Origin of the sequence: Aquella oligotrophica, assembly GCF_002892535.1 — a bacterium.
GTDB classification, from domain to species: Bacteria; Pseudomonadota; Gammaproteobacteria; order Burkholderiales; family UBA11063; genus Aquella; species Aquella oligotrophica.
Genome location: NZ_CP024847.1, coordinates 34851 through 60858, shown reverse-complemented (window position 1 = coordinate 60858; position 26008 = coordinate 34851). Strand labels below are relative to the sequence as shown.

The following is a 26008-nucleotide window of genomic DNA, read 5'->3' as shown; positions in this document are numbered from 1 at the left end:
TAAACTATTAAAAGTTCCAACTACTAAACCAAAGTAAATACTTAATAACATATGAGCGATAAAAAGGAACTCCAGAGATTACCGGATAAAACATAATAAACAACAATCCACATATAAGCAAGTATCCATAGACATATTTCTTATTCCCAACCTGCAATTGTTCATTTAAAACGTAGGTAATAGCTAAAATCCAGAAAGGAGTTACACTATAAAAATAATAGATAAAGCTAAGACGCCCAATAAAAATCCATGGAAGATACAATGATAAAATCATTAGTAGTAGTTGAGTTGTGAGTAATCTCTTGTCTTTGATTATACTTTTTAGAATAATAGCTACAGCCAGAATCCCACTCCACCAAATCGCAGGATTACCCATAAGAACAATAGAACTTGCCAATCCCGAATCATTTTGCCAATAGTATAGCGATAATGGCTTTACTAATAACGGCCAGCTCCACCAATTTGAGGAATATGGATGTGTGACATTTAAAGCGTAACTATGATGATAATTAAGCATAGCCTCTTGCATATTTATAACAAACGATAAGATATTTGTTTGCTGGTTTGTCATGAATGAGCTACTATAAGCCAGTAGATACAAGCCGATTGGTAATAATATAAGCATCACCGCATATAAACAAAATTTATTTATGAGTGTTTTAAACGCTAATTTATTTTTAAATAGCTCGGCATAAATCAGGCAAACAAATACTAATGGAGCCGTATATAATCCTTGCCATTTACTAGCCATGGCTAAGCCAAAAAATAAACCACAAAAGAGCAGCGAACGTACTGCATTATTTAGCTGCTGATTCATCCGAAAGCTAAAATATTTGTACAGAAAATAGTACTCACAAAGTATAAATAAAGTTGCACTCGAATCAATTGATGCCATCCGACCCATGGTAAAATGCATAAAATCAAACATCAATAGAAAACTACTGATAATAGCAGCTTTTCTTGACTTAAATAACTCTTTGGCGAATATATATATCACAGCAATCATGATAATCCCGGTAATATCCGGGATAAATCGCCAACCAACTGGATTCATACCAAAGATAATAATTCCAATCGCGATTAATAGTATGCCAAGCGGAGGATGAACCCACGAATATGGCGGCAAGCCCTGCAAATATTCATATGCCGTTCTAGCATAATAAACCTCATCAAAAAAGGTACTTGATAAATAAGAATTATCATAATGATTTATAAACTTTTTGCCAACTACCGCATTTAATTCTGCCGCTGTTTCCGCAGAAGCAACTATTTTAAAATCAGTAATCTGCTGATTAGCATTAAAGAATGTCAATCGCTTTAATTCAATGCCTGGCGTTTCAGGTTTAATAGTGAGTTGACGGATACTTTGTGTGATTGGAAAATTAATCGATTGCCATTTATAAAAAGACCATTCACTTCTAAATGGGAATGTACCTGTCTCACCACGATCAGTAGTATATTCAAGCTTCAAGTTACCATCACCAACACCATAATAGTAATAAATCTTCTCAATTTGTTGTGGTTTGTTAAAAACAATATCAAATGATTGATCAGGATTACCAACATGCCATGAGCCAAAAGCATTAAAAGCTCCAAAGTAACAGAAACTGATAACACCGTAAATCAAAGTTAATAAACCAATAATTTTTTTATCTTTGGCATCCAAAACTGCGGTGGTTTTTGCTGTTGGGTAGCGTTTTAGTACAAAAATAAAAATAAGCACTAATAGGCTAAAAATAACTATTGGCTGCAATAATTTGATGTAATCCATTTTTATTCCAGAGAGAGTTTCCAATTAAGATCAAGGATACTATATATATTATGACGTAATTGTACTCTTTCATGAATAATCCAGCCAGCTAAAAGTAATATACTCTATAATTAGGTTTTATTTCTAATAAAAGTAATAGTTATGCTGTATATTTGTGCCACGCCTATCGGAAATCTAGAAGATATTACATTTCGAGCAATTGAAATTCTAAAAAAATCTGACATAATTTTGTGTGAAGATACCCGCAATAGCCAAAAATTACTTGGATATTATGGAATAAATAATAAGAAACTTGTTGCTTTTCATGAACATAATGAAAATGAGGTTAGTGAGAAAGTAATTTCTTGGCTAGAAGAAAATTTACTTATTGTTCAGATTAGTGATGCTGGTACTCCCGGAATATCTGACCCGGGGGCACGTTTATGTAATAAGGCTTTACAACTTGGTCACAAGATTAGTCCATTACCGGGGGCATGTGCCTTCATAAGTCTGATTTCAGTTGCTGGCTTGATTGATACACCATTCTTGTTTCATGGTTTCCTAGCGAATAAGAGTTCACAACGGCAAAAACAGCTCCAACAATGGAAGAATGTAAATTATGCTGTTGGAATTTATGAATCTCCGCATCGAATAGTTGATTGTTTACAGGACATCTTTGATATATTGGGCGAGTCAACCACTATTGTAATGGGACGAGAATTGACTAAACAGTTTGAAACCATCAAAAAAGATACGATTAATAATATACTGGATTTTGTAAAGAATGATTCGTATCAACAAAAAGGTGAATTTGTCATAATTATAACGCCACACATAGATACCGATCAAAAAGAGCTTATAACTCCCGAACAAATAAAAATACTTGAACTACTTGCTGAAGAGCTTCCTGCCAAAAAGGCAGTTAACCTAACGAATAAAATCATTGGTGGCGATAAAGATGCACTATATAATTTTCTATTGGCTAAGAAAAATATTTAATGAAGATTTACTCTATCAGCGAACATGTTACTACAGAAATCATTATTGATAAATCAAGATTTATTGCTGATTTATTTCCGGTAAATGATAGTAGTGAGGCGATCAAAAAACTTGATTTAATTAAAGAGTTACATCCAAAAGCAAATCATCATTGCTATGCTTATATAATTGGCTATAGCTCAGAACAGCAGAAATTTAGCGATGATGGAGAACCAGGTGGTACTGCTGGGATGCCAATCTTAAATGTTCTCAAACATGAGAAAATCACCAATATAATTGCCATCATTACCCGCTATTTTGGTGGTATTAAACTTGGTGCGGGTGGACTTGTACGCGCATACACAGCCGCAGTTAAATCAGGTCTGGAGAGTGCTAAAATCGTTGAAAAGACAGCCAAAGACTTATATCGGATTCATGTTAGCTATACTCTTGCCGATAAGGTTAAATATTATTTACAAAATAATAGTGTTATTTCTAAAATAGATTATCAAGATAATGTTATTTTCGAGTTTTACACTGATTTAGAGCAAACTACACTTATAATTCAGGGGATTACAACAATAATAAATATGCCTTTAAATCCTGAATATCTGGGTAATTACTTCATCTAAGTGCGATTACAAGACATCCATATATATAAAATATATCTTGACACATTATATTAGAATAATCTAAAATAATGTTGTGAACGATATTAGGATATATACAAAATGGCACGAAAAATATTAATCATTGGTGGAGTTGCAGGTGGTGCATCCGCAGCAGCACGGCTACGCAGATTAAGTGAAGATGATCAGATTATAATGTTTGAGCGTGGTGAACATGTCTCATTCTCGAATTGTAGTTTACCTTATTTTCTTGGTGGTCATATTTCTTCAAGTGATAAGCTGGTACTGATGTCACCCGAGAAATTCCTGAAACAATATAATATTATTGCGCGTACCAAGAATGAAGTAACCGCGATTAATCGTCAAGACAAAATAATTACAATAAAAGATTTAAATAGTGGTGAGTTATATACTGAAAGCTATGATAAATTAATCCTGTCTCCGGGGGCTAAACCTATAGTCCCACCGATTCCCGGCATTGAAAAAATAAATTTGTTTACAGTGCGTAACGTAACTGACATTAATAATCTACATAATGCAATTCAGGACAAATCCAAAAAAATTGCTGTTATTGGTGGTGGATTTATTGGTGTTGAGGTTGCGGAAAACTTAAAAGAGGCTGGTTATGATGTTAGCTTGATTGAGGCAATGCCACAAATCTTGCGAACTTTTGATTATGATATGGTACAGATTTTGCATAAAGAAATTCTTGATCATGGGATCAATTTGCTTGTAAATGATAAGGTGGCAGGATTTGACACAAATACTGTTCTTCTTGGCTCAGGTAAAAAAGTTGCGGCTGATATTGTTATTATGGCAATCGGAGTTAGCCCGGAAACACATTTGGCAAAAGAGGCTGGATTAGAAATTGGCAAGACTGGAGCAATTGCTACTAGTCCAATGTGTCAGACTAATGATCCGGATATCTATGCAATCGGTGATGCGATTGAAGTTGATGGTAAATTATTCGATGATAAATGGAAACTTGCTCTTGCCTGGCCAGCACAAATTCAGGCACGTGGAGTTGCAGATCATATCAATGGACAAGACTTTCTAAATCCCGGCTATATTGGTTCGTCCTGTATCAAGGTATTTAATCTCAATGCTGCGTCTACTGGATTAACCGAGGGGTTTATTCAGGCAACAAAAATGGATATTGATTATGAAACAGTAATTATTACTCCAAATGATAAGGTTAGTTTGATGCCGGATAATAGTACTATGTTCTTCAAACTGATTTTTGATAAAAACACCCGAAAAGTTCTTGGGGCACAGGCAATTGGTAAAGGTAATGCCGATAAACGGATTGATGTTATTGCTACCGCAATCAAGTTTGGCGCAACTATTGATGATTTGACGGAAATTGAACTTTGCTACGCACCACCATATAGCTCCGCAAAAGATGTAGTAAACATGGCTGGTTATGTCGCAGCAAATATTGCGGATAAATCTTTTAGTCAAGTTAGTCCTAATGAAGTCCGAAACCTTGTTGAATCTGGTGCATATATTGTTGATGTGAGAGAAACTCCAGAGTTGGAGAAAGGTAAAATAATTGGTTCATATCATATTCCACTAAGTGAGTTACGGAGTCGCTATCAGGAAATTCCTAAAGATAGACCTGTTTATCTTCATTGCCGAAGTGGGCAGCGTAGCTATAACGGAGCTTTGGCTTTACAAAATCTTGGCTATAGCAATGTGGTAAATGTAGCTGGAGGATTCTTAGGTCTTTCATACTATGAATATTTTAACGATAAAACTCTTAATCGTAATCCAATTTTAACTGCATATAATTTTAATTAAGAGGATAGCAATCATGGCTAAAATCAGATACATATCAGCACAGGAATTAAAACAACTCTACGATACGGATGAGGTACTAGTTTGTGATATTCGTGAGCATGATGAATTTAATCGTGAGCATATCCGTGGTGCGCTAAATATGCCACTTTCAAAGTTTGATCCAAAGCAGCTTGCGATTGCCGGAAAAAGCATGGAACATGTTGCAATTCACTGTCAATCAGGTAATCGTACCAAGATGAATGAAGCAAAATTTGCTCAAATTGATCGAGAAGAAGTTCTAATCGTCAATGGCGGTATTTCTGCATGGAAAGCCATTGGTTGCATAGTAAATAAAAATAGCAAAGCTCCATTACCAATTATGCGTCAGGTACAAATTGTTGCAGGCTCGTTAATTATGCTTGGGGTTTTATTGGGCTATTTTGTTGCGCCCGGATTTTTCCTCTTGAGTGGTTTTGTTGGTGCCGGGTTGACTTTTGCCGGAGTAACTGGATTTTGTGGGATGGCAAATTTACTGATGCTATTACCGTATAATAAAAAACAACAGTGTGGTGTTTGCCAATAGAGTAGGTATAAAGGCTTTTGCAATACTCATGTACTCTGTTTCTTAAAGCCTTTATTTTGGCATATGAAGCGGGGAAAAATGTCACAATATTACTATACTGATTTTGATTAGGTTATTACAGCTAAATAATTGATATTAAAGTATTTACTTGAATTTTAGTATGATGTATTGATTTAATTGGTTGCGGGGGCTGGATTTGAACCAACGACCTTCGGGTTATGAGCCCGACGAGCTACCAAGCTGCTCCACCCCGCGATTGATAAGGTAGGTATTATCTCATATCAAACATAGTATTGTCAAGGCTTTTTCTTGATTTGTGGTAAATAACCTACTAAAGAATTGATTTTTCAATTGAATTTCAGCCAATTAAAACAAGTTAGAGCGGATTGCACGATCCATTTTCAATCCGATACATTTTGCCACAAGATTCGCAACAAGCAACTTCAGCAGTAGCAACTAATTTCACACCGCAGCTGCAAACCCAGCCAATCTGCCTAGCAGGAACACCAACCATCATTGCATAAGGTTTTACGTCTTTATTAATAACTGATCCAGCACCAATAAAGGCATATTCACCAATGGTTACACCACAAACTACAGTGGCATTCGCCCCAATTGTTGCTCCTCGTTTCACTAGTGTTTTGCGATATTCATGCTTTCTGATTATATGACTTCTGGGATTATAAACATTGGTAAAAACCATCGATGGTCCGCAGAAAACATCATCTTCAAGATAAACGGCATCATAAACTGATACATTATTTTGAATTTTTACATTATTACCGATAATTACATCGTTACCGATAAAAACATTTTGTCCAAGCGAGCATTTCTCTCCTATTACCGCTCCACCACAAACATGGCTAAAATGCCAAATCTTGGTCTCATTACCAATTGTTGCCCCTTCGTCAATAATGGAAGATGGGTGCACCTGAAAATTAATTTTTGTCATTTATGAGCTATCCTACAGTTTTTGTTATTTATACTAAAATGGGTTGAGATTCTTGGGTTATTATTTTTCTTCTTACTAATTGCTCTTTTAAATCATTGAGTTTTATTATCATTGCTTCTTAAATATTCTAATTAATTTTTTAACGATATTGTAAAATATAAAAAGCTACCGATGCATATACCGATACAACTGCAACGATTACAAAAATATGCCAAACCATGTGCGAATATTTAAATTTACTAAAGGCATAAAATAGTGCACCTAGTGTATAAACCACCCCACCACCTAGTAGGAAAGCAACTCCTGTAGCTGGTAATTTTGCAATTATTTGTGGCATTAATACCAGAGATGCCCACCCCATCAAAACATAAATCAAAGTACCGATTCGTTTAAATCGCCCTGCATAAATAGCCTTGAAGATAACGCCAAGTATGGTTAGGAAAAATATTACTGCATAGGTAATGTAGGCTCTTTGGGTTTTAAGAAGGCTAAATACATATGGCGTATATGAACCAAGAATCAGGATAAAAATTGCTACATGATCCATACGCTTTAATACTGAGCGGGCAAGATGATTTACCATAGAATGATAAACTGTACTCATAACAAACATGAATAGCATGGTCAAGCCATAAAAGATAAAAGCAAACCCATCAAGCCAGTTACCATAATGCCCAGCTATCCAAGCTAGGCTGATTAATAGCCCAAGAGCAATAAATGCACCAACACAATGGCTAACTGCATTGCCGATGTCCTCTCCTAGGCTATAGGGAAACATTCTAGCTAATTGCTCTTTAGTATATTTGCTTGGTTTATCATAAACATGAGTCATGGTTTAATTCCTTATGCTTTTTGTCTTAGAGCCTATTTGCTAATGTAAGCGAGAAATTATGATAAATGTGATAAAAATTTATAAAATTTGAGGCGAATAGTTATTCTATTTAACGAGAATCTTATAATTTTTTAACCATTTGGTTATATTTCGTAGCTCATTGGAACTTAGCAAACAAGCTCTTATATTAACAGTTTTCGTACAATTTACCACGTGCTAGTCCCGGCTGAGTTTTGAAGCGTTTATGTAACCATAGGTACTGAGCTGGGTGCTTCATAATCATGGTTTCAATATAGCGGTTCATTCGTGTAACATCTGCGACTTCATCTCCAGTCGGATATTCTTCTTTCCATGCTGGGAAGAGTTCAACCACAAAATGGTTTCCTTCCCGATAAGTTGCCATTGGTACTATTTCAGCATCAGTTAATTTTACTAGTTTGGGGAAAGTAGCCAGTGTAGCACAGTTTGGATGAGCAAAAAAAGGCACATATACCGAATCACGTTCATCCATATCTTGATCGGGTAGATAGTAAAACGGAATAAAGGTTTGTTTCATTTTACGTACAATTGTCCGTAAGCCTTCCTGCCGAGAAAAAATCTCACCACCCTTATCTTTGATAAAACGTAACCTAGCATCCTTAATTCGCTTCGTTAGATATTCATTTCGTTGTTGGGCATAAACACTATATCCGGGTGTTTCAAGAGTTAAACGATTTGCTCCAATATCTAGCCCTAAAAAATGCGGTGCAAGATATACGACGGGGCGTTTACCGCGAAACTGGTCAAAATTTTCATAACCACGTAATTTGATTAACTTTCTTAATTTCTCTGGCGAAGCATAGAAAATCAACCCATAAACTAAGCTAAACCTTACCAATTCCTGAAAATGTTCGCGAATAAGTTGATGCTTTTCTTTATCATTCATGGTTGGAAAGCATAAGCTTAGATTTACGAGCCCTACATTTCGGCGTTTTTTCAGAAAGATATAGAGTAGATTACCAAGTCCAGTGCCTATCATATTTACTATTGGCATCGGAATCATGCTACATAGGCGAAAAAATCCTAATGCAAGATCAATGGGTAGTCGTTTTAACCAATTCATTTAGCTACTACTTCTTCAGGTTTTGGTTTGGCATTATCCGGATGACGAAAACGGTCGTATGACCAATAATATTGTTCCGGGGTTTCACGAATTAATTTCTCGAGTTCGAAATATAATTCCTGCATAATATCATGAGTATCATCGTTACTTGGTTTAAATGGTATGCAACGAGAATGGAATCCTTTTTTAGTCCGAGTGTTGGCAACTATTACTACATGAGTATTTGGTATCTGACAAATCTTGGCTGCCAATGAGGTCGCATAAACATCTTGTCCGAAGAACTTAACCCACTCTCCGTCGCCACCAGAAGCTACATTATCGGGCAGAATTCCGATTGAACCACCAGATTTTAAGTGTTTCATCAAGCTTAATACACCTTTACGATTAGTCGGTACTGGTGTAATGTTTGGTTCACTCCGACCTTCAACCATGATTTCTTCTAAAACCGGATCTTTCGATGGTTTATACAAAATCTGAATATCCATTGGCAAATAATACGAGAAATATTTTACTGCTACTTCAAAATTACCAATATGCGGGGTTAGGAATACAATATTTTTGCCTTCCTCCATCAATCGCTTTACGGCATAGAAGCTTTCATCTACCTGAGATAATTTGCTTATGCGCTTTTTATTCTTTTGCCAAGCGATTAATGCTGCTTCAGTAAAGGTCATTCCTAGTGCTTGCGCAGTTTTTTTAGTTAGTTCATCAACCGTTTCTGGTGTTGCAAGTCCAGTAATTAGCAAATTATGTGGTAGCCTTTTAGCTGACTTTTTGGAAAATTTCAATGAAATTAGTCCTATTGTTGCACCTATCCAGCGGATTACTGATAGTGGCAGAAGTGACAACAATTTCATTAGGGTTGTGATAAAAAATTTTTTCATAAACAACAAGCGCTTACCGAGTTTAAAATTAAGCCTCAATTTTAGCACATTAAAGTTTCCCTTCTAGTCATATCTATATTAAAATACTCGTTTAATTCCGAGGAATATGAAGGAAAATTAGATGCGTAAATTAGGCTTTGGGAATCAATGTTTATTAGCTTTGGTATTAGGGTTAGTCGCTGGGCATTATTTACCACAAAAAGTAGTAGATTTTATTGTTCCATTTGGGGATGGGTTTCTTCAGTTATTGAAGCTGATTATTGTACCGCTTACCTTTTCAACTATTGTTGCTAGTTTCTCAAAGCTTGAAGATATGAGCCTAGTAAAAAAACTAGGTAGTAGAACCTTATTATGGTTTGTAATAACTGCGCTTTATGCTGCTACAGTTGGTATTATTGTTGGAAAGATAATTAATCCCGGCAATGGATTAACACTTGCTTTGGCAGCTACGGATTATCAACCACGCCAGATTCCAACGATAAGTAGTACCTTCCTAGATATGTTACCGGGTAATTTAATCGCACAGATAGCCAATGGCAAAGTCATCCCGGTAATCATCTTTGCGATTTTCTTTGGACTAGCACTGACTTCAACTGGTGAAAGAGGCAAAACGGTACGTACCTTCTTTGACGAATTTTCACTAGTAATGTTTAAAATCACGCGTAAAATTATCCGCTTATCTCCGTATGGGATTTTTGCCTTATTAACAGCGGTTGGCAATGAGTATGGATTAGATACCCTTTTACCACTGGGTAAATTTATCGTTGCGATTTATGTAGCCTGCTTTATTCAGCTAATAATCTATGCTTTATTAATTAGTATAGTAGCCAAACGAAATCCAATTCGTTTTTTCAAAGAGTTCTGGCCTGCAATGATAACTGCATTTACGACATCTTCCAGTCTTGGAACATTACCTGTTACTCTTGAAACCCTAGTTGATCGGGTAAGAGTTAGTGAACGCGTTGCCGGATTTGTAGCGCCTCTTGGTGCAACTATGAAAATGGATGGTTGTGGTGCAATCTATCCCGCAATTGTCTGTATTCTTACCGCTCAAGTTTTTGGCATTGATTTATCGGCCACACAATACTTATTAATCGCATTAACTGCGGCAGTTGCAACAATTGGTACTGCTGGAGTACCTGGGACCGCATCAATTATGGCAACTGTGGTATTAACTAGTGTTGGTTTACCATTACAAGGCTTGGCATTAGTAATTGGAATAGATAAAATAATTGATATGATGCGGACAATGACCAATGTCACTGGAGCTGGAGTCTGTGCTACTTTAGTAGATAAGACTTATAGGGAATAACATAGCATTCATGAAAAACTACTATCGAATTTTAGGTTTAAGTATTGACGCTGAGTATGAAGAGATTCGTGCTGCCTATAAAATACTTGCCCAGCAACATCATCCAGATAAGGGCGGCTCACAAACCGAATTTACCCTGATTCAGGAAGCTTATACCATCCTTAGTGATCCTAAAACCAAGCGGGTATATGATAATGATTTATTAAAATATATCAGTGATAGGCAACTTTCAACGGTAGTACGTCCTTCTGGTAATAGTTCCTCAATCTGGTTATGGTTAATGGGGTTATTCACCTGTGGAGCATTAGCTTTTGCTTATTGGGCTTATCAGCAGCATAAGGAGCAGGAGACTATAATTAATGCATTAAATAAAAAGCCTGTAACTACAAGCTCTGCTCCTATTGCAACTACACCTAAAAAAGCCAAACGTAAAGCTGTAACGCCTTCGGCAAAAAAAACTAATTCATCAGTACCCGTAGCAACTTCCAATTCAAGTAATAATGATTATAATCAATTGGGCGGTTATACTGGTACACTTTACTTGATTAATACTGGTAGCTTTAGTGATTTAAATACAGCTAAGGCGCGACAAAAACAGCTTACACAGTTTGGCTTTAGCAGTAAAATTCAGAAGATTAATGCTAACACTGAAGGAGATACCAGCTATAATGTTTTTATTGGACCATATCAGACACTGGATAATGCCAATAAGACTCTTGATACACTAAATAAGCAAAATATTGATGCTACACTAGAGCAAGTAGTTAGTGAATAAGGGAAAATATGTATCAGCCTAAATCTTTTATTGAGTCAGATCAAGATAAACTATACTCATTGATAGAAAATTATCCATTTGCTACCCTAATTAGCAAAAAAGATGGTGAAATAGAAATATCTCATTTGCCATTATTACTTGATCGTGAAAATGGACAATTGCTTGGACATATTGCTAGGGCAAATCCATTACTAGAATATATTCTAACTGGGCAACTGGCGACGGCAATTTTTCATGGTCCGCATGGCTATATTTCACCAGCTTGGTATCAAGACCCTACGGATAATGTACCAACATGGAATTATGCTGTGGTACACATTGAAGGAAAATTAATTGCAACTACTGAAGCGGAGCTAATGAAATTACTTGATCAGTTATATCTGCTGCATGACAAAAGCAAAATGCCAATTAATTGGCAAAACCCGAAAATATCTGCAAAATTGAACGGTATTGCGGGGTTTAAAATAAAAATAGAAAAAATGACTGGCAAATATAAACTTAGTCAGAATAGATCATTTGAGGATAGAAGAGGGGTTATTCGTAATCTTAATAAAAATAATTCTGAGTTATGTGATATCATGAATAATTGCTAGCTCTTTCTAGGCTTTTAGGCAGTGAGTTGTAAAGCCGGAGTTTCTTAGTCGGTCATAGGCTTCAATGACCTGGAATGGAATTTCCTGAGGTATTTGAAACCCTTTGTCAGGATAAACTATAATTCTTTCCAAATCCCCAATTAGCTCTGAAATAATTGATTCTGTATTGGTCTTCAGCAATATATCATCAAAATTGTAGCTCGGTGAAGTAACCAGTAATTTATCTTTTACTTCTGGCCATAGTGCAAGCGTAGTGGCATAGGCTCGTCTGGTGGTATTAGGCTTTGTTGCTAAGATGATATTGTTATATATTAGATTGGCTTCATTAATTAACCTTCTGGAAAATAAAATATTCTCACCGATATTTCTAGCTTCTTTTTCCAGAATGATATCCTTTTCAGGAATAAAAGACTTAACCCTGTTTGCAAAGATTTCTGCCTCAATGCATTGTTCTCCCCATAAGTCAGTTGTCCAGTTACCATTTTTTCCGGTAAAAATTATCTGGTTTCCTGTTCCACTCCTAAAAAGTCTTGCACAAAAATCTGCAACCCTTAATTCATAGCTACCGAGTCCAATAATTATTGAATTGTTTATTGTAAGTATATCCCTACCTACATTGTGATATCGCCATAATATTAGGGCATCCTGTAGATTTTTTTCACTAATTTTCATTGATAATAGACCTAGAGTTTATAGGGGAGATAATTCATAATTATATCGCCAAACCTGTAAAAGGTTCTAGTTATATGCTTACTCAAGAATTTAATCACCTAGCAATCAGATAAATGCTGAAATATTTTTTAGTAGAATCAAGGCAAAAAATTAGTTATTAAATCGGGCTTATTGTTATAATAAATGGATGTAATGAATGCATCATGAGTGAATGATTATGACCAGACTAGCAACAAAATATTCCTTTATAATCTTTTTTGTTCTTTTTATATCTGTAGCAGAAGCAGATGAATCAGCAGTTATATCTTCTGATATTATTGAAATAAATGAGTCTGGGCATAAAGTAAAGTATAAACGGATAAAAGAGCCTTCTCAGGAAGCTATTGATAACTCACAGGCTGAAGCTGGTGAAGATATCGATATTGAAACTTTAAAAAATGCCTATATTTCACCATATAATTATACCCAAGATCCAATTGCTTATAATATGGGTACTAGTTCAGTTGCAGGACCAAATGGAACCTATCACGTAGGTTTAAGTCAGATTAACACAACAAACATTAATCTTAATAGCCAAAATGAAGCTCGTTTTGATGCAACTGTTGAAGCATGGGGGCAAACTCAACGTTGGGGTGGTTTTGCTCTTGGCGGTGCACTACAAAGTGGTGCTGTTGTCGAACAAACAGGGCAACCAAACACTTATGGCACGACTGGAATACTTTTTCCTACTCAAGCATATGCAGACTGGGAGTATAAGGATGTTTTTGAGATAACTGGTGGGAATATCCTTCTGACTACGCCATGGGTTAACTCAATTAGTAGTTTCCCGGGCGCAACTTATGCCAATCAGAATAATACTTATCAGGGTGTAACTGCCAATTTGCAGATAATGCCTAATTTACTTGTTACCGGATTTCGTGTATTTAGCTATTTGCAATTTCCTGATAATGGTTTTTATTCTACTACCTTATATAACACTATGGGTGGACCAATGCAAAATATAGGTAGTGCCTCCACCCCTGGTGCTACCGGTGCTGGTGCTATTTGGAGTCCGAGCAAAAACTATACGCTTAATGCTTGGTTTTATCAGTTTTATGATTATGCTGATATGTGGTATGCAGATAATAACTATCATGTGCCATTAGCCAATGATGTTAGTTTTGACTTTGGAATTCAGGCACTAACCCAAAATGCCAATGGGAGTTCAATTCCAGCTAATACATTAATGCCAGATAGTACTACCCAAAATCTGGGTGGAGTTAGTGGAAATGCTTTTGGTCTTAAATGGGCAATCAATGTAGGGCATAATACGGTTACATTGGCGTATAACAATGTATTTGGTGCTAGTGGATCATACCTTAATGGTGGAATTGTAACACCATATACCTATGGATTAGAAACGGACCCACTTTACACAACCCCAGCTTTAAATAGTATTGCCGAGTTGGGTTCGGGTAGTGCATATTTGATAAAAGATTCTATGGCTTTTCTTGATAATAGTCTGAAAGCAAGCTTGGCTTTTTCACAGTTTTTTGTGAATCAGGTATATGCAACACAGGCAAATCAGATAACAGAGTATGATGCTGCCCTACAATATACAATTCCCCATACGACATTGAATTTCTGGAGTCGTTTAGTTTATGTCTCTCAGCCCGACTACGCAGGTGGTAGCTTTCTTCAACCTAGGCTAATTGTAAACTACACTTTCTAGTATAGTTATTATTAGAATGCTTCATATTTATTTTAAATTTTAGAGTATGCTTTAGTAATAATGCTACAGTTTGCCCCGATAAATATTTATGGGGGATGCCAATGGTTGTTTCTGTAATATATTGATATGAATTTGTAATTTTATTTATATTTTGGCTTTCTTATGGCATTATGTACTTTATGGTTATATGAAGGGATGTATAATAATTGACGTATAACTGATAGGTGTCTTAACTAAGGAATGATCATGAAAAGAATATTATTAAGTTTATTACCAGCTTTTGCTTTGGTTGCGTGTAACAGTGGTTCGAGTAGTTCAACAAAATTAAATTATCCTGCGTCTCAGGCAGAAAGTACTACTAATAGCTATTATGGCACTACGGTTGCCGACCCATATCAATGGATGGAAAACACTAATAGTACGCAAACTTTAGCGTGGGTGAATAGCCAAAACTCTTTTAGCAATAGCTATATTAGTAGCTTGCCGGAGTATAACACGGTGAAAGCGCTTTTAACGCCATCGACAACGGCCAAATCATTGAAAGATAATAATGTAAATCGCCATTTCATTAAAGTAAAAGATGTCTATTATTATACCAATGATAAAAAAATTATCATTGATACCAAACCAGTTGGTGCGGGTAGGGTAGAGAATGTTTCGGTTGATAACAAAATATATATCACGGATAGCCTAAATAATGTCGGTAGAGTGTTTTTAGATCTGCAAAAAATGGGAATTGTTAAAGGTGAACAAAAAGTAGTTCAGACTGCTAGCACTGCCGATAACGCTTATACAATTACTAAAACTCAAGATAGTAATCTTGATCTAGGAACTATTACAGTTATCAACAATCAAACCCAGCAAATAATGCCCGGTGATGAAATTAAATATACTTCAGGTTCGTTTACTGTATATGGTGATGGGTTTTTCTATGTCAAACCACAAAATGTAACCGATATTTATACTTCAAATTATAATTATCAACAACTTTTTTATCATCAAATTGGAACTGCTGTAACCACAGATAAGCTTATTTTTGATGGTGGTGCAATGTTATCGGTAAATTTGGATAAAACTTTATATAATAATATACTATATTTCCAAACAAATATAGATCAAACTAGTGAAATTTATAGTTTGAATCCAGCTAATCTTAATAGTAAGCCAACTTTGTTTTTAGGTGACAACTACCAATCAGAGTTTTCAATACTTGGATCAGCAGCAAATAATAATTTATTGATTCAGACTACTCAGGGTGCAGCACAGAAGCGTCTTGTTTCAGTAAATCCAAATAATCCAGAATCAGCGAATTGGGAAAATATTCTTCCAGCAAGTACTAGCGATATTGTGAATAGCATTTCTATTTGCGGTAACTATTATTATGCAGATGTATTAGTTAATGGGGCAAGTACCTTATCTCGCTACGATGGCAATACTCCTACGCCGACTAATATTGCATTACCCGGTATCGGTGGATTAAATGATGACGGGTTTGATTGTACTGAATCGGGAGTATTTAAGTATGAATATTCTAATCTGATCACGCCGTGGGAAAAATATGATTACAATCCTACTACCCAAACTAGTACTCAAATTGGTGGTGGTTCAATTGTTGGCTTTAATCCCGCAGATTATGAAATGAAAGAAATTTTTGTACCATCTACTGGTGGGGCGCAGGTTTCAATTTTCATTGGGCATAAGAAAGGGATAAAACTAGATGGAAGTAATCCAACATTGATCTATGTTTATGGTGGCTTTGATAGCGCAACTAAACCGTTCTTTGATCCGAATACTCTATTGCTTTTGAAAAATGGCGGGATCTATGTAGTCGCTCAAGTACGTGGTGGTGGTGAATATGGAACTTCTTGGTATAATGCTGGACGGTTATTGAATAAACAGAATACTTATAATGACGTGGCAGCAGTTGCTAATTATCTGATTAATAATAGTTATACAAGTTCTGCTAAGCTGGCATTATGGGGAGCCTCCAATGGTGGTCTTACCACGGCTGCAACAGCACTGCAAAATCCAAACTTATTTAAAGTGGTGTTTCCTGCTGTTGGAGTGCAGGATGTACTACGTTATCAATTATTTACCAACGGCTATACTTGGTATTCAGACTATGGTTATAGTTCGGGTGAGGGTTCAACTCAAGAGCAGTTTAATAATATAATGACTTTCTCGCCATTGCAAAATGTAAAAAATATAGCATATCCAACTATGTTAATTATGACGGGAATGGAAGATGGACGAGTGGCGCCATCACATAGCTATAAATTTGCCGCAACTATGCAAAATTCAGGAGGTGGTACTAATCCATATCTATTGAAGTCGTATGCTGGTCAGGGTCATGGTCCATATAATACTACTGAGGCTCAGATTGATATGTGGACATTATTCTTTAATCAGACTAATACTCCAATAAGTCAAAATTAGTAGTATTAAATTAGTTAGTAAAAGCCCAAATAGAAAATTTGGGCTTTTTATTTATGAGGGCTTTTTGATAATATAGAATACTACAGGTAAGAAAGAAATCACTGTCATAACTATCATCCCTGTAAGTGGGATATCATGAAACATTACAACAAGCGAAGCAGTTATACTTGATAAAGCGAATTGAGTAAACTGGGCTAGCCCTACTGCAAGAGCACCTTGTTCTTTAGCCTCTTCAAGAAGTTTTACCTGTGTTGGAGCTATTATTAATGCTGAACCTCCACGCATGATCAAAACGCCGCTGGTTAAAAATAAAATGATTAAGAGTTTGCTAGGTATCAGACAAGCAGAAATAATCAGGATAAGCCCGGCAATACTAATTAATAATCCTTTAGATATGATTTTATCTGTCGGGTAAGAGTTCTTATTTAGATACATCATCAGACTATTTCCAGCAAAATAGCCAATTGCAATAATGATAAAAATATATGAATAGTTAATTGGTGAAATACCAAGTTTATTTATATAAAGATAGCTAGATATACCGATAAATACAAAGTAACTTGCAAATGAAAATCCGATTATCATTAGTAAACTGCGTTGAGCTTTATTAGTAAAAATACTAAAATATGCTGAGATATATTTGGCTGGTGATTCTAATTTTTTTACTGGTGTAGAGTTAGTTTCTTTTATGATAAACCAGCCAGAAATCAATAAAAATATACCAAGAAAACTACTTAACTCAAAACAACTTTGCCAGCCAAAATGAGCTGCCATAAATGCACCAATACTAGGAGCAATAGCTGGCGAGATAACTATACCCATTACCTGAATCCCATTGGCATGGATTTGCTCTTGTGCATTCATAATGTCTTTGAAAATTACCCTAGTGATTACCGCTATTGCCGAACATGCAGTTCCCTGTAATACGCGCATAGCAATCATCAGGATTATTGATGAAGTATGTGCAATAAAAAAAGATGAAACAACATATAATGCGATTCCCCATAGTAATGTTGGTCTTCTGCCAAAACGGTTACTAAGGATGCCAATATATAATCCGCCTAATGCCATTGCTAGGGTGTAGCATGAGATAGTCAGATTTATCATGCTAGGGCTAGTTGCAAAGTCTGCTACCATCTGTGGAAGAGACGAAATATAAATATCTGTGGAAGATACACCTAATAGCGTAGCGCACAATGAGAACCACATGATGTGTGATTTATTAATTTTGCTGGAAATACTATCTTTCATCGATTCGCCTTCTAAGAGTGATTTTATACGGCAGGATTATAAATGACAGTAAATTATTTAGTAACCATCCAAAATGGATATTTAGGATTTGTTATTGATTTTATTAGCTATTTGGCGAATTATTGATTCATCGTTATTAAGTATCAATAGCCGTTCACCAAGGAGGCTTGGTGGAAAATAGAGATGCAAATTAAGCTTAATGCTAGCTTCGATTAACTTCTGACTATCATTATCATAAATGTTAAATTTATCCATTAGGCTTTCATTGATGGTTTTTTGAACCGTGGCTCGCGAAATATTCAGAAAATCCGCTATTTCATATTGTGAAAATTTATGTGCTAATAGAAAGATTATCTGATGTTCCCGTTGAGTTAACTTGGGAATATTTATTAGCCATTTCTTATCTTCGCCACAATTAGGAAAATCATTAAGAAAATTTATCAGAAAATTAAATGGATTGGCAAACCAGGACAAAGTATAGCTGCCAATTAATTCCTGATCAGCACTAATTAATGGAAAAACATTTGCCAACCGAATATATTCATTGCCGTTTCTATCTTTAGCATATGCAAAGAAGGTTATTTTTTGGCGAGTAGTATGGACTTCTTGATAAATACGATCCAACTCCTCTGGGTAGCCCTCATAGTAGCTGTAATTTTGCTCAAGAATAAATTCGCGGATAGATTTACCCAGCGCATTTTTTTTGCTAATAATACTATTTTGTTTTTCAAAATAATCATTAAGAAATACTAGCTTTCCATTTATATCCGCTACTTGACAGAAAATATTCTGGTGGTTAAAAGAAACAAAAAAATTATCAATCAAAAATTGTAGCTTTGGGTTAACCGTCATTACTTTCACTTGAATAGTTAATTGTCTTGGGCTCAATTATATGCTAAACTTGCCTCTAGAAGAAAAATTTATGGAGAGTTTTATTATGAGTGGATTAATTAGTATTGCAATTATTGTTTTGGCTATTATCATACTGCTACTAGCAACGTTATTTATTGTTCCCCAACAACGGGTAGCTGTGATTGAGCGCTTCGGTAAATTTAACCGGACAGCTGCGGCAGGTCTTAATCTGCGGATTCCTTTTATTGAGCAGGTGGCGGCTAAAGTCTCAACGCAGATTCAACAGCTGGATGTGACGACAAATACGAAGACTAAAGACAATGTAACTTTAGAAATTATTACTTCAGTACAGCTATTGATTGATGAAACCAAGGTTTTTGATGCTTTTTATAAGCTGGCTAATCCGAGTTCGCAAATTCGCAGTTATATTTTTGATATCGTTCGAGCACAAGTACCTAGCATGACTTTGGATAAAGTTTATGAAAGTAAGGACGAAATTGCCAATAATATTGAACAGGCATTATCAAAACAAATGGCGGACTTCGGTTACATCGTAACCAAAAGCTTAGTGACAGATATTAATCCGGATAAACGGGTGCTTGATGCAATGAATCAAATCAATGAGCAGGAACGCTTGCGTGATGCGGCTCAGGCAAAAGCTGAAGCCGAGAAGATTATTAAAGTTAAGCAAGCCGAAGCGGAGGCTGAAGCAATGAAGCTTGGTGGTAAAGGTATTGCCGATCAACGGAAAGAAATTATCGCCGGTTTGCGTGAATCCATCATGGAATTGCAAGAGGTGCTAGGTAGTGGCGTTGATCCGAAAGAAGTAATGCAGCTGGTAATTACTACCCAATATTTTGATGCTTTAAAAGAAATCGGTGCTAATAGTAAAACTAATACTTTATTATTACCACATACATCACAAGGAATGCAAACATTGACGGAGCAAATGTTGGCAGCTAATTTAAGTAGTGACAAGAAATAATTTAAAAAGCCAGACTAATTAGTCTGGCTTTTCTATAATCAACCTAATAGGTGTTTAATTGAATCACGTTCTTCGCATAATTCTTTATAGGTAATATCAATGTATTTTCGGCTGAATTCATTGATTTCAAAACCTTGAACTACAGTGTATTCACCATTTTTGCAAGTACATGGATAACCAAACATAACACCTTCAGGGATACCATAGCTTCCATCTGATGGAACACCCATAGTTACAACTTCTCCTTCAGCTGTACCAAGTACCCAGCTACGGATATGGTCAATAGCAGCATTTGCAGCAGAAGCAGCAGAAGATAGTCCACGTGCTTCAATAATTGCAGCACCGCGTTTTTGTACCGTTGGAATAAAATCATTTACTAGCCAGTTTTCATCAACTAGTTCACTAGCTTTTTTACCTTTGACCGTAGCGTTGAAAATGTCTGGATATTGAGTCGATGAGTGATTGCCCCAAGCTACAACATCTTTAACGTCAGTAGAATGAGCACCAACCTTGTTTGCAAGTTGAGTCATTGCACGGTTATGATCAAGGCGCATCATTGATGTAATATTTTTAGGATTTAAACCTGGTGCATTTTTAGATAAAATTAGTGCATTAGTATTAGCAGGATTACCTACAACTAGTACTTTTACATTTTTATTAGCTACGGCAGCAAGAGCTTTACCTTGTCCGGTAAAAATCGCACCATTTGATTCAAGTAGATCTTTACGCTCCATCCCTTTAGAACGTGGACGTGCTCCAACCAGTAATGCAATATCAGCATCCTTAAATGCTACCATTGGATCGTGGCTGGCAACTACACCATGTAATAATGGAAATGCACAATCATCAAGTTCCATAATCACGCCTTTTAACGCATTCATGGCTGGTTCAATCTCAAGTAATTGCAGAATTACTGGTTGGTCTTTACCCAGCATATCGCCACTAGCTATGCGGAATAACAGACTATAGCTGATTTGACCCGCTGCTCCGGTTACTGCAACACGAACAGGTGCTTTCATAAATGAACTCCTTAATGTTAATAATAAGTGTATATTGTAGCAAAAAAATGGCTTATCGGTTAGAATAACGTTTTATTATTAAATAGTGAATTGATCTATTGACCATGGTTAGCATGTGATTCCTATATAAGATGAAGTATTTTAAGATTGAGAGAAATTAATGTTAATGTATCCCAAGTTTGATCCGGTAGCTATCAGCCTTGGACCGATTAAGGTTCACTGGTATGGCTTGATGTATCTTTTAAGTTTTTTGCTTGTATTATATGTTGGTAAGTGGCGGATTCGTAAATTTGGACATCCCGTACTTACTGAGAAAATGGTAGATGATTTCTTGTTTTATGGGGCATTAGGAACTGTCCTTGGTGGACGGATTGGTTATTGTCTATTTTACCAGCCTGCATACTATCTTACTCATCCATTGGATATTGTAAAAACATGGGATGGCGGAATGTCATTTCACGGTGGTATCATCGGTGTTTGTATTGGTATTTATCTTTTTACCCGTAAAGAAAAAATGCACTTTTTCGTCTTAGGGGATTTTGTTGCCTTGATTATTCCTCTTTGTCTGATGTTAGGGCGAATTGGTAATTTTATCAATGGCGAATTGTGGGGGCGTTTTTGTAGCCCTAACTTGCCTTGGGGTATGGTTTTTCCACAATCAGGTTCAATGCTTCCGCGTCATCCATCGCAGCTATATGAAGCTTTAACCGAAGGTATAATCCTATTTACTGTCATATTGATCTTCCGTTTGACGAAAGAGCGTAATTTAGGTCAAACTTCAGGAGTTTTCTTGATCGGTTACGGACTTGCTCGCTTTGTACTTGAATTTTTCCGGGCACCAGATGCTTTTGCAACTGGAGTGGTTCAAGCAACTGGATTATCTCTTGGTCAACTTTACTCTTTTCCGATGATTCTAATTGGAATTATTGTTTTTGTCTGGGGGCTAAAAAGCCGCTCAACAGTTGAGCATTAGTTCATAATTGAGATTATTCAATATCATTTTTCTTGTGGTGGCGACTATACTTATAGCTTGCCATCATAGTCGCTCTGATCATAAAGAAATCAAAGAGTCTCCAATACATCTTAGTCAAAAAATAGAATCTGCTACGGATAGCTTAGTTCAGAGTGAATCTGCTCTTCTTGGGCTACATGATAGTGTTTATAAGCTATTTTTTTATCAAGGGATATTTGCTGGACAGGATGGTCACGGTAATATAAACTTGAAATATCAGCAATGGCAAGTGCCTTTGGTTATGGGGACGATGCTTGATTTTAATCAGGTTTATCTAAATCAATTTCATGATTTTTTACCTGTTGTAGCAAAATATCAGCCACAGTATAGAAATTACCCTGAACTCATGTTTCTACTCTATAAGATTAATAATTGGGATAGTTTTCCCAAAAAAGAGCAGTTGGGTATTTGCCGATTAAATGGTTATTGTCCAATTATTGATGATAGATTATGGTGGGTTAATTTCTTTATTAGCTATGCCGATGGTTTGATGAGGTATGAATCATCGAATGAAAATATAGATATTTTAATTGGCTATTCATATAAAATTTTCAAATCCATTAGTCGTCCTCAATATTTGAATAAGCAAGGTACTAGAGGAAGTTATAGCCTAATGTGGCATTCCGGAATTGCTGAGAAGCCATATTACAAGGCAACAATTGCCAATTCACTATATGTAACAGCAGGTGCACGGCTTGCGCAAATAATTGACAAACGTTATACCAATAATAGAACTAAATATGGCTATAAATTTGTTTTAAATAATACACTTAAAGTTGCTGATGGGTTTTTCCTTGACTATTCAAATCGGCTTAACACTCATCTTAAAGAAAGCGGACTTCTCCTTGATGGAGTTGGTACCGGAACTGGTAAGCCAAATGATTATAGAAGCGGACAGGTTGCTTCCTATATGTTTACCTACAATCAGGGAGTTGTATTACCGGGGATGGCAATTTTGTCTAAATTAACCGGGAATCAGAAGTATCAAAATTATGCAGAGGATCTAATTGAGTCAACTATTATATATAGTAGTAAAACTGGTGGAATTTGGGATGATTTTGCTTATCAGCAGCAAGGTGGTTGGTTTCCTGATTATGATGGAATAGCATTTCGACTAGCTTATTGGCAGTATTTGGGGCTTTTTATTTGCGAGCTATCACCTGTAAATGATAAGTTACTCTTCAAAAAACTTAGCCTATTTACTCGACAAAATAGCAAAATGTTAGAATTAAGAATGATTTTACCTGAATCCTATGGTATAAGTCTTAGCGAAAGTATATTAGTGGGTGCAAATCACCCTCTATTAAAGCAATTCCCAGCAGGAAATCCATTTAGTGCTTATCCAGATGGCTATTCTGTACCGGGAATTGCTTCGCTATTGGAGCTTTTATTCCTTCAGCATAAATTAGCTGCCTATCACTAAACTCTGCGTCTATCTCGTAGAGGTTGCCGATTTATCTCATTTCTATGATTCTGCTGCTGTAACTGTAGATTTCTTCTACCATGACTTTCACTATTTTTTGTTGCGTATTGTTCATCATCATAGTCTTCTCTTTCGGCGTAATCATGACGGTATCTGTCCGCTTCAATATATGATTCTTTGCGTCTAAATAGCCACCATGCCCCGATTCCGATAAGAATAGCAGCCCCGAAACCAGTAAGAATTAATCCTGGAGGTGTTCCATCATCATTAATTACAGTATTATTTGTGATTTGTTGTTGTGGTTGTTGGTCATTTGGGTTATTATTATCGCCAGATCCAGAATAGGTACTACCTGATGGATAGGAATTAACATAGGCAACAGTTGGAGTTGAATTATGATTAAATAAATAGTTAAATAGGCTAGTTGCGGCAATTCCGCCGATTAGTCCTTCTACAAGTCCAGTTGCCCAGCCACCATTGTTATTGCCATTGTTCCATCCGCTATTCCAGCCGTTACTCCAGCCGATTGGTCCTTGGTTCCAGCCATGATATGGATAATAACCATTATTATATGGTCCACGATAATTATTCACATTGATTGTATCATTGTTGTAACGTGGCACATTTGAGTAATTATTAACTCTTGGCGTGTTATAGTTATTCAGGTGTTCAGAATAACTATGCACATGTACCTCACCATTATGCTCATCAACGTGATAAGAGTGTTCGTCAATTCTTACGGTATTGGCATTTGCCAGATAGATTGAAGAAGCAAGTGCAGTTAGAAGGAAAATTCTTTTCATAATTCAATTTATTCTCAAAATAAGATTGAGTGAATTATATCAGGAAAACGCGAATTATATTTTTGATTTTGTAGTAAGAATTATATTTCAATTGTATTTTCGTGTAAAAAACCTTCGGGTATTGTCTTATCATAGTTATATTTTAAAGCAATATCTAAGAACCTGTTTGGAATTAAATTGCCAAAAGGATTAAACTACTGGCTGTTAGTAATAAAGAGCGAGTACAATGAGAAAATCATATCCAAGCGACGTAAGCAGAGAACAATTTGAGTTAATATTGCCAGAATTAGAATTAGCACGTAAAAAGACAAAACCTCGCAAAATAGATCTGTACGATGTATTTTGCGCAGTCTACTATGTTCTCAAAAGTGGTTGTCAATGGCGAATGTTACCAAGTGATTTTCCAAAATGGGAAACAGTTTATTTTTACTTTAACATGTGGGCAAAAAAGCCAGAAAGCAATGAAGACAGTATTATAGAGATAGTCTTAAAAAAAATTGGTAGGCTTAGTACGTACCGAAAATGGCAGGAACGCAATGACGAGTTTTTGCATAGTAGACGCACAAAGTGTGAAGAATACTGATACAGCCGAGAATAAGGGCTATGATGCGGGTAAAAAAGTATCAGGAATAAAGCGTCACATTGCAGTAGACACGCAGGGACTACCGCATGCTATTCATGTTACAACTGCAAATGTAACTGACCGCGCAGGAGCAATATTAATGTTTGAAGGAGCCAAATGTAATCTGGCTGGGGTGCAAAATATATTGGTAGATGGAGGTTATAGAGGCGATAGCTTTGCAACCGAAGTCCAGCAAATATTAAATGCTACAGTTGAAGTTGTTAAAAGAAATGAGATGCATCAGTTTGTGGTTTTACCCAAGAGATGGATTGTTGAGCGTTCCTTTAGCTGGTTAGAAAAATGCCGTAGATTATGGAAAAATTGTGAGAGGTACTTAGGTACTAGCCTACAAATGGTATCTCTTGCTTTTGTAGGCTTAATTTTGAAAAGATTCTAAACGGGTTCTAAGAGCTGCTCTTTATTACTTGCACCAAAAATTACCTTCAGGTTTCGTAAATGTTCATTAACCCTACCAGCAGAGATTTTATACCCAATTGTCGTCATATATGTCGAAATTTCAGTATTTGAAAAACGGTGCAGATATAAAAATAAAATCATTTGCTGGCGTTCTGTTAGTTTGCGCTCGGCAGCGACTTCATTTAATTCTATCGGTGTATTATTCAATTTTAATAGTAGTCGTAGCAGATGAGGGTAAATAAATTCCGTTGCTATAGCATAGATCCCGAGGATATTTTTGCTAGCTGGATTAATTATCGGTGTGAGTGTCCAGATATCTATTACTAAATGGTTATCCACTTTTACAATATCTAAAGTTTTTTTGGGGTTCCCGGTTGTCAATATTTCCAGATATTGAGAGTTTGCCTTCTGTATGAGTTTTTTCTGGGGGCAATCTTCACCATCTAGAATCATCTTTCGCCAGCTATTAAATTCTTCGGGTGTATTTACCTGTGCCCAATCCAAAACCTTTTTTCTTGCTACCAATGTATTCAGGTCTTTATCTTTTATAAATGCAACACCATCTTGAAATGAATTTAGCATGGCAAATGCATCAATTATTTGCTCAAAATATTCTGAATCATTTTTTTCAAACAT

The 26008-nt window shown here is 36.0% G+C and carries 24 protein-coding genes and 1 tRNA gene; 13 read left to right on the top strand and 12 right to left on the bottom strand.

What is annotated here, in order from left to right:
• Nucleotides 1-7: 7 nt before the first annotated feature.
• Complete coding sequence (locus CUN60_RS00285) at nucleotides 8-1771, bottom strand: phospholipid carrier-dependent glycosyltransferase (protein ID WP_102950096.1); 1764 nt, start codon at nucleotides 1769-1771, stop codon at nucleotides 8-10.
• 141 nt (nucleotides 1772-1912) lie between these two features.
• Between CUN60_RS00285 and rsmI the strand changes: the two genes are divergently transcribed.
• The 4 genes from rsmI to CUN60_RS00265 all read left to right on the top strand — a co-directional run bounded on the left by rsmI (nucleotide 1913) and on the right by CUN60_RS00265 (nucleotide 5719).
• Complete coding sequence (gene rsmI, locus CUN60_RS00280; protein ID WP_102950095.1) at nucleotides 1913-2749, top strand: 16S rRNA (cytidine(1402)-2'-O)-methyltransferase; 837 nt, start codon at nucleotides 1913-1915, stop codon at nucleotides 2747-2749.
• Nucleotides 2749-3360, top strand: coding sequence for a YigZ family protein (locus CUN60_RS00275; RefSeq protein WP_102950094.1), 612 nt, complete (start codon nucleotides 2749-2751; stop codon nucleotides 3358-3360). Before rsmI ends, CUN60_RS00275 begins: the two co-directional genes overlap by 1 nt.
• 99 nt (nucleotides 3361-3459) lie before the next feature.
• Entirely contained in the window at nucleotides 3460-5157 is a 1698-nt protein-coding gene (locus CUN60_RS00270; protein ID WP_102950093.1) for an FAD-dependent oxidoreductase, read from the top strand.
• Between the two features lie 13 nt (nucleotides 5158-5170).
• On the top strand, nucleotides 5171-5719 hold the full coding sequence (locus tag CUN60_RS00265) for a rhodanese family protein (protein ID WP_102950092.1): 549 nt from the start codon (nucleotides 5171-5173) through the stop codon (nucleotides 5717-5719).
• A 178-nt stretch (nucleotides 5720-5897) separates the two neighbouring features.
• Here CUN60_RS00265 and CUN60_RS00260 read toward each other — a convergent pair.
• The 5 genes from CUN60_RS00260 to CUN60_RS00240 all read right to left on the bottom strand — a co-directional run bounded on the left by CUN60_RS00260 (nucleotide 5898) and on the right by CUN60_RS00240 (nucleotide 9489).
• Nucleotides 5898-5974: transfer RNA gene (locus CUN60_RS00260), tRNA-Met, on the bottom strand.
• A gap of 121 nt (nucleotides 5975-6095) precedes the next feature.
• A complete protein-coding gene (locus tag CUN60_RS00255; protein WP_222593275.1) occupies nucleotides 6096-6671 on the bottom strand; it encodes an acyltransferase in 576 nt (191 codons plus the stop codon).
• A gap of 139 nt (nucleotides 6672-6810) precedes the next feature.
• A complete protein-coding gene (gene trhA / locus CUN60_RS00250) occupies nucleotides 6811-7503 on the bottom strand; it encodes a PAQR family membrane homeostasis protein TrhA (RefSeq protein WP_102950091.1) in 693 nt (230 codons plus the stop codon).
• 187 nt (nucleotides 7504-7690) lie between these two features.
• Entirely contained in the window at nucleotides 7691-8605 is a 915-nt protein-coding gene (locus CUN60_RS00245; protein ID WP_102950090.1) for a lysophospholipid acyltransferase family protein, read from the bottom strand.
• Nucleotides 8602-9489, bottom strand: coding sequence for a lysophospholipid acyltransferase family protein (locus CUN60_RS00240; protein WP_158649218.1), 888 nt, complete (start codon nucleotides 9487-9489; stop codon nucleotides 8602-8604). Before CUN60_RS00240 ends, CUN60_RS00245 begins: the two co-directional genes overlap by 4 nt.
• 121 nt (nucleotides 9490-9610) lie before the next feature.
• Here CUN60_RS00240 and CUN60_RS00235 point away from each other — a divergent pair, with 121 nt between their 5' ends.
• From CUN60_RS00235 to CUN60_RS00225, 3 genes are read left to right on the top strand one after another with little or no spacing between them, the layout of a single operon-like run.
• Nucleotides 9611-10801, top strand: a complete 1191-nt coding sequence (locus CUN60_RS00235; RefSeq protein WP_102950088.1) for a dicarboxylate/amino acid:cation symporter — start codon at nucleotides 9611-9613, stop codon at nucleotides 10799-10801.
• Nucleotides 10802-10811: 10 nt separating this feature from the next.
• Nucleotides 10812-11576, top strand: a complete 765-nt coding sequence (locus tag CUN60_RS00230; RefSeq protein WP_102950087.1) for a DnaJ domain-containing protein — start codon at nucleotides 10812-10814, stop codon at nucleotides 11574-11576.
• Between the two features lie 8 nt (nucleotides 11577-11584).
• Nucleotides 11585-12169 carry an FMN-binding negative transcriptional regulator gene (locus CUN60_RS00225; protein WP_102950086.1) on the top strand — a complete coding sequence of 195 codons (585 nt, stop codon included), beginning with the start codon at nucleotides 11585-11587 and terminating at the stop codon, nucleotides 12167-12169.
• A gap of 6 nt (nucleotides 12170-12175) precedes the next feature.
• Here the strand turns inward: CUN60_RS00225 and CUN60_RS00220 are convergent, their stop codons facing one another.
• Complete coding sequence (locus tag CUN60_RS00220; protein WP_102950085.1) at nucleotides 12176-12841, bottom strand: YdcF family protein; 666 nt, start codon at nucleotides 12839-12841, stop codon at nucleotides 12176-12178.
• A gap of 217 nt (nucleotides 12842-13058) precedes the next feature.
• On the opposite strand from CUN60_RS00220, the gene CUN60_RS00215 reads away from it, so the two are divergent.
• On the top strand, nucleotides 13059-14552 hold the full coding sequence (locus CUN60_RS00215; RefSeq protein WP_158649217.1) for an OprD family outer membrane porin: 1494 nt from the start codon (nucleotides 13059-13061) through the stop codon (nucleotides 14550-14552).
• Between the two features lie 246 nt (nucleotides 14553-14798).
• The gene (locus tag CUN60_RS00210) at nucleotides 14799-16988 is read left to right on the top strand and encodes a prolyl oligopeptidase family serine peptidase (RefSeq protein WP_158649216.1); all 2190 of its coding nucleotides are present in this window, start codon (nucleotides 14799-14801) and stop codon (nucleotides 16986-16988) included.
• 51 nt (nucleotides 16989-17039) lie between these two features.
• Here the strand turns inward: CUN60_RS00210 and CUN60_RS00205 are convergent, their stop codons facing one another.
• Both CUN60_RS00205 and CUN60_RS00200 read right to left on the bottom strand, forming a co-directional pair.
• Nucleotides 17040-18239, bottom strand: coding sequence for an MFS transporter (locus CUN60_RS00205; RefSeq protein WP_102950082.1), 1200 nt, complete (start codon nucleotides 18237-18239; stop codon nucleotides 17040-17042).
• Nucleotides 18240-18320: 81 nt separating this feature from the next.
• A complete protein-coding gene (locus CUN60_RS00200) occupies nucleotides 18321-19091 on the bottom strand; it encodes a helix-turn-helix transcriptional regulator (RefSeq protein WP_102950081.1) in 771 nt (256 codons plus the stop codon).
• An 85-nt stretch (nucleotides 19092-19176) separates the two neighbouring features.
• On the opposite strand from CUN60_RS00200, the gene CUN60_RS00195 reads away from it, so the two are divergent.
• The gene (locus CUN60_RS00195) at nucleotides 19177-20076 is read left to right on the top strand and encodes an SPFH domain-containing protein (RefSeq protein ID WP_102950080.1); all 900 of its coding nucleotides are present in this window, start codon (nucleotides 19177-19179) and stop codon (nucleotides 20074-20076) included.
• Between the two features lie 38 nt (nucleotides 20077-20114).
• Here the strand turns inward: CUN60_RS00195 and CUN60_RS00190 are convergent, their stop codons facing one another.
• Nucleotides 20115-21095 (bottom strand): malate dehydrogenase, encoded by a 981-nt coding sequence (locus tag CUN60_RS00190; RefSeq protein WP_102950079.1) that lies wholly within the window; start codon nucleotides 21093-21095, stop codon nucleotides 20115-20117.
• A 160-nt stretch (nucleotides 21096-21255) separates the two neighbouring features.
• Here CUN60_RS00190 and lgt point away from each other — a divergent pair, with 160 nt between their 5' ends.
• Nucleotides 21256-22068, top strand: a complete 813-nt coding sequence (lgt, locus tag CUN60_RS00185) for a prolipoprotein diacylglyceryl transferase (RefSeq protein WP_102950078.1) — start codon at nucleotides 21256-21258, stop codon at nucleotides 22066-22068.
• A 7-nt stretch (nucleotides 22069-22075) separates the two neighbouring features.
• Nucleotides 22076-23530, top strand: coding sequence for a glycoside hydrolase family 76 protein (locus CUN60_RS00180; protein WP_102950077.1), 1455 nt, complete (start codon nucleotides 22076-22078; stop codon nucleotides 23528-23530).
• On the opposite strand, the gene CUN60_RS00175 is transcribed toward CUN60_RS00180, so the two are convergent.
• Nucleotides 23527-24333: a hypothetical protein gene (locus CUN60_RS00175; protein WP_102950076.1), complete on the bottom strand. Its 807-nt coding sequence runs from the start codon at nucleotides 24331-24333 to the stop codon at nucleotides 23527-23529. The genes CUN60_RS00180 and CUN60_RS00175 overlap by 4 nt on opposite strands.
• A gap of 226 nt (nucleotides 24334-24559) precedes the next feature.
• Between CUN60_RS00175 and CUN60_RS00170 the strand changes: the two genes are divergently transcribed.
• A protein-coding gene (locus tag CUN60_RS00170; RefSeq protein ID WP_425266148.1) for an IS5 family transposase occupies nucleotides 24560-25352 on the top strand; the annotation gives its coding sequence in 2 pieces (ribosomal slippage) (nucleotides 24560-24823 and nucleotides 24825-25352; 792 coding nt in all).
• Here CUN60_RS00170 and CUN60_RS00165 read toward each other — a convergent pair.
• Entirely contained in the window at nucleotides 25349-26008 is a 660-nt protein-coding gene (locus tag CUN60_RS00165) for a helix-turn-helix transcriptional regulator (RefSeq protein WP_102950074.1), read from the bottom strand. The genes CUN60_RS00170 and CUN60_RS00165 overlap by 4 nt on opposite strands.